Source organism: Stieleria sp. (assembly GCF_041595215.1).
GTDB lineage: Bacteria > Planctomycetota > Planctomycetia > Pirellulales > Pirellulaceae > Stieleria > Stieleria magnilauensis.
This window is the reverse complement of record NZ_JBFHKV010000617.1, coordinates 1-5,097: the sequence shown is the minus strand read 5'-3', so window position 1 is coordinate 5,097 and position 5,097 is coordinate 1. Positions and strand designations below refer to the sequence as shown.

The window sequence follows — 5,097 nt, the reverse complement described above, 5'->3', positions numbered from 1 at the left end:
TGCTTCGCGAAGCCGCGATGCGTCAGGCGATCCGCGAGAGCGATGGGAAAACGGTGGCCATCGTCGGCGCCTTTCACGCGCCGGTCTTGCTGCCCGACGTCGTTGACGCCTCCGACGACCGTGATCAAGCCGAACTTGCCGCGATCGAATCCGACACGTCATCGGTCGGCGTTTCTCTGATCCCGTATTCCTTTGAACAACTCGACGAACGCAGCGGCTATCCGGCCGGCGTCTTGGATCCCGTCTGGCATCAACACATGGTGCAAGCGAAATCGAACGCGGAAATGGAAGACGTCGCCGTGGAGCTTGCCACCGGCGTCTGTCGTCGTTTGCGTCAGTTCGGTCATGTCGCCGGAACGCCGGACGCCGCTGAAACGCTGCGGATGATGCGTGATCTGGCGCGGCTGCGCGGACTGGCGGTTCCCGGTCGCGGCGAGTTCGTTGAATCCTTGCAAACCTGTTTGGTCCACGGCGACGTGATGGGGCGTGGTCGAGCCGTCTCGGCAGCCGCCGGTGATGTGCTGATCGGGGACCGGACAGGAGTGGTCACGCCGTCCGCACCACGCTGCGGACTTTCCGTTTCGATCGATCAACTGCTTGAGCAACTGGGGTTGCCGGGGCGAGAGGCAGCCGCCAAAGCGAAACCGCAACGGCAGCGCGGACGTTTTCAATCGACGCGATCGGAAACTGAAAAAGAGCTTCGCTTGGACGTCTTACGCAGCCCCAAGGATCGGGCCCGCGCGGTGGTGCTGCGGCGAATGGTGGCGGCGGGGATCCCGTATGCCCAGCGAGTCGACACGGTGACGCAGGGAAACCGTGAAAACTTGACCGAGCGTTGGCGGGTCGAGTGGCAACAGACGACGGCGGCGACGATCGAAAGTGTCGCCCGATTCGGTGTCACCCTGACTCAGGTTGCCGAAGAAATCGTTCGCAGGGCCGGTCGCCGAGTCGGTCCCGATGAGGCGAACGAAACGTCGCCAAGAATGATCTTGGATCAATTGGGGATCGCCAGCGAATGCGGGCTGCAGACGTTGACGACGCAGGCGTTGTGTCGCTTGGACGAAACGTTTTGCCAAACCGCCGCAATCTCGGAACTGGTCGAAGCCGTTACGTTGATGGTGCGGATCGCTGCGTCGCATCTGCCCGGGTTGCCGCTCGAGCCGGCTGATGCGGCGCCCCCGATCGTACCGGTTTACCGGATGCCCGATGCGAGGGTTTCAGCGGATGAATTGTTGCGCGCCTGCTTGGAGCGTCTGCAGGGGCTGCGTGGCAGTTCGTCGATCGAAGACGTGGTCTGTCTGGCGGACTTGATCCAGTGGTTCAGCGGGGATCTGCATGCGTTGATTCAGACGACTCAATCGCAGCAAACAGAGACAGCCGGGCAGCGACGACAACTGGTGACGTGGTGCCGTCAAACGATTCGTCACGGCAGCGACCGCATGCGCGGCGCCGCGGCGGCCAGCTTGTGCGCGCTCGATGCGATGGACGCGACTGAGTTGGGCCAGTTGTTGATCGGCTGGTTGGATGGTGCCGGCGATCGCGACGGCCGGACACGCTTGCGCGACGGACTGTCCGGTGCCGTGCAGATCTTGCTGTCACGCATGCAGAACGATCCGTTGTGGCTGGACTCGTTCCAGTCCGGTATGAGTCAATTGTCCGACGCGGAGTTTCTGTCACGATTGCCGGCACTTCGGGGGGCCTTTGATCCGTTTTCGCCGGCCGACCGACAACGGTTGCTGGAGATGCGATTGCAGGGACTGGACCAACGCGGATCGGCCATCGATCACCAGCAGTGGGACCATGACGGCGATGCCGACTCGATCACATTGCACGTCGCCCGTTTGCGACACGCCGACTTGATTGCGGCAGCGTCCGTCGCGGAAGCGTTTCCCAGCGTCGATCGTTTCATTCGCGAAGCGGACCAGGGCGTGACAGATCAAAACGACTCCGATGTCGACATGGCTGCCGAACCATTGCGTTGCGAATCGATCGCGGACAACGCGAACAACGAAATCAAGATGGCCGATCGCTGGCGATTGATCTTCGGCTTGCCGCCGGAAAACCCTTCGCGAAACGCATCGATCGCCGCCCAGTCGTTGGACCAATTGTTCGGAAAAGGACGCGGCGAGGGGTCACGCGGTGATTTTCAGCAACGGCGTGGCAGCGGCGGACAAGAGGCACCGCAACCGACGACCGCGCAGTGGGCCGACGACTTAGAGGCGTTGTTCGGCGGCGACGTCTGCCAGGAGGTGCTCGGACAAGCCGCCGCGGCAGGCAACGCGTCCGCGGTCGGGCACTTGGACGTCGACTCCATCACGCCATCGATTGATTTACTGCAACAGGTTCTTTCGTTGGCCGGTGCGATGCCGGAATCACGTATGGCCAAGCTTCGACAGCTTGCCCAAAAGATCACCGATGACCTCGCCCGGCAGTTGGCGGTCCGTCTGCAGACCGCGCTGAGTGGTCTTTCCACGCCGAGACCGACTCGCCGTCGATCGCGGCGGCTGAATCTATCACGCACGATTCGCGCCAACTTGGCCAACGGGCGGCGTCGATCCGATGGCCGCCCCACGATCGTCGCCGATCAATTGATCTTCAACGCCCCGGCACGACGGGAATTGGACTGGCACGTGACGTTCGTCGTCGACGTTTCGGCATCGATGTCCGCGTCGGTGGTTTATAGCGCGCTGGTTGCGGCGATCTTTGACGCTTTGCCTGCGTTGTCCGTGCGGTTTCTGGCTTTCAGCACCGAATTGATCGACTTGAGCGATCAAGTCGACGATCCGCTGGCACTGTTGTTGGAAGTCGATGTCGGCGGCGGAACCGATATCGGACTCGGTCTGCGTGGAGCTCGCGCGGGCATCAAGGTGCCGTCGCGTTCGATCGTCGTGTTGGTCACCGACTTTGAAGAAGGCGTTTCGATTCCCGGGATGCTGGCCGAAGTGCGGGCGCTGGTCGACTCGGGCGTCCGTTGTATCGGGCTGGCTTCCCTGGATGATTCCGGCCAAGCCCGGTTCCACCAGGGCCTGGCACAAATGATGGCGTCGGCAGGGATGGCGGTCGCCGCGGTCAGTCCCGAAAAACTGGCACAGTGGGTGGGCGATCAAATCCGTGGCAACGTCGCCGGAGGTTCGATCGATGGATGAGTCGGATCGCCCCAGCATCTGCGGCCAACTGAGTGTTCGCGCCGACGTGCTCGCCAACTTGATCGACTCGGTGCCTTCGCGCGTGCGAAAACGCCTGGACAAAGATCCGGCGATCGCACACGCTTGGACTTGGACCGCCGAAGCGACTTGCGTGACGATCAGCACTGGTGACGAAACCGTGCGATTGGAATGGGATGGCGAGTCGAAACGCGTGACGCAACTCCAACAGGTTTCATGTTCGTGCTTGCTGTCGCCAAAATGTTTTCATCTGCTGGCTTGTGTCAGCTGTTTGCCGATCGAGACCGATGCGGCACGTTCGGATCACGAAGCTGCTCCGAATCAAGTATCTGAATCGCAGCCTGGTTCGCAGCCTGGCGACGAATCATCGGTGATCGAAATCAACGCTGCGATGCGTGACGCCGCCAGCCGCTGTCTCGATGCGATCGAATTGATGTTGTGCAGCGGCGCTCAGCGCTGTGGCGTCGTGTTGCAATCGGCGCTGTTGCGGGCGGCGCATCAATGCCGCGCCGCGGGGCTGGTTCATTTATCGTCGGCCGTCCTGAGTGTCGTCGAGGGTGTGGTTCGGTTGCGGGCACAATCGGGCAACACGGATGTCACGCAGTTACAAAGCGATCTCGCCCGCGCGGTCGTCATCGCGCGGCGTGTGCTCCGGCAACCTGTGGCCGACCTTGAAACGATCGGCCAGGTCCGACGATCGTTTGAACCGGTCGACGTTTCGCGGCTGGTCAGTCTGGTGGCCGAACCGATCGTGACGCGGTCCGGCTACGCGGGAGTGTGTGTTTCGATGATGGCGGACGACGGAAAGATTTATCAGGTCAGCGAAGTGCGCCCCGGAGAAGCCGACTTGGCGTCGCAAGCGTATCGCGGAGGAATCGAATTGGGCGGTACAACGATTTCTGCATTTCAGCTTTGCCGGTCGAGTGTGGACGTTCAAAACATGACGGCATCGCCGGATCGGCGACTGGGACGAGGATCAAAGACTCGCTGGGCCGTGCGGAAACAGACCGACCGGCCGATCGATGACTCCGCGGCGTGGACGTCGCGTTTCGGGCGATCCTTGGCCGACCAGGTCGAACAGCTCTTTGCGACGGACGAATCGGTCGGACCGACGGCTCCGGCGGAACCAGACTTCGTCGCGTTTCGCTGTCAGGTCCTCGGGCGGCACGAAGACGGCGTGTTGGTCAAGGCGGACGATGTTTCGCGTCCGTTGAGACTACGGATCGCGTTGGACACCGACCAGGTGCCGTATCGTGAAAACCTGGAACTCGTCGCCCGCAGCCCAGGACTGAACGTTTTCGTCATCGGGCGTGTCCGACGCCACCAGGCCGGATCGATTGATGCGCTTGCGATACGCGTTGAAGCGTGCCGCGAGGGTTCCGATGACGATCCGAGATTGGAGCTGCCCGAATCATGGCAGAACGTCTGCCAGTTGGGGCTGGATCGATTGGAACGGCACTTCTTTTCGCGAACCGATCCGGAGGCAGGAAGCGTCTCGCTCGCTGCCGCTGTCGATTCGCGTGGACAGGCGGAACCAAGCGTCGATGGCGTGGCGGGACTCGCACGCCAGCAACGGACGCTGGTCCTCGGTGGTCGCGGCAGCGTCGCGTCACCGGCCTCCGGCGGGCATCGTCGAATGATCCTAATGTTGAAGCGTCAATTGTTGCCGACGGCCGCGAGGCTCGCCGATGCCGTGGCGTCGGCGGCGACCGAATCGAGAGTTTCAGACTCTGGGGGCGCAGACGATCTGCCCGGTTTGTGCGACCTGTTGGCCGCTACCGATCGTTATCAAAACGTGTTTCGTGCCGACTACCATCGGCAGGCTTGGAATGATTGGTTGTCGTGAGAAGAATGCGGGAGGGAGGGCGGAATGATGGGGACAGGGAATTGGGGGCAGAATAATACGGGGCAGAATAATGGGGGCAAAACGATG

The 5,097-nt window shown here is 61.9% G+C and carries 2 protein-coding genes; both read left to right on the top strand.

Features of this window, described 5'->3' with window-relative positions; genetic code table 11:
* Positions 1–3,146, top strand: a 3,146-nt coding sequence (locus ABX749_RS21185) for a DUF5682 family protein (protein ID WP_372897731.1), incomplete at its 5' end; no start/stop codon positions are given.
* Complete coding sequence (locus ABX749_RS21180) at positions 3,112–5,010, top strand: hypothetical protein (protein ID WP_372897730.1); 1,899 nt, start codon at positions 3,112–3,114, stop codon at positions 5,008–5,010. The genes ABX749_RS21185 and ABX749_RS21180, both read left to right, overlap by 35 nt.
* The last annotated feature ends 87 nt before the right edge of the window (positions 5,011–5,097 follow it).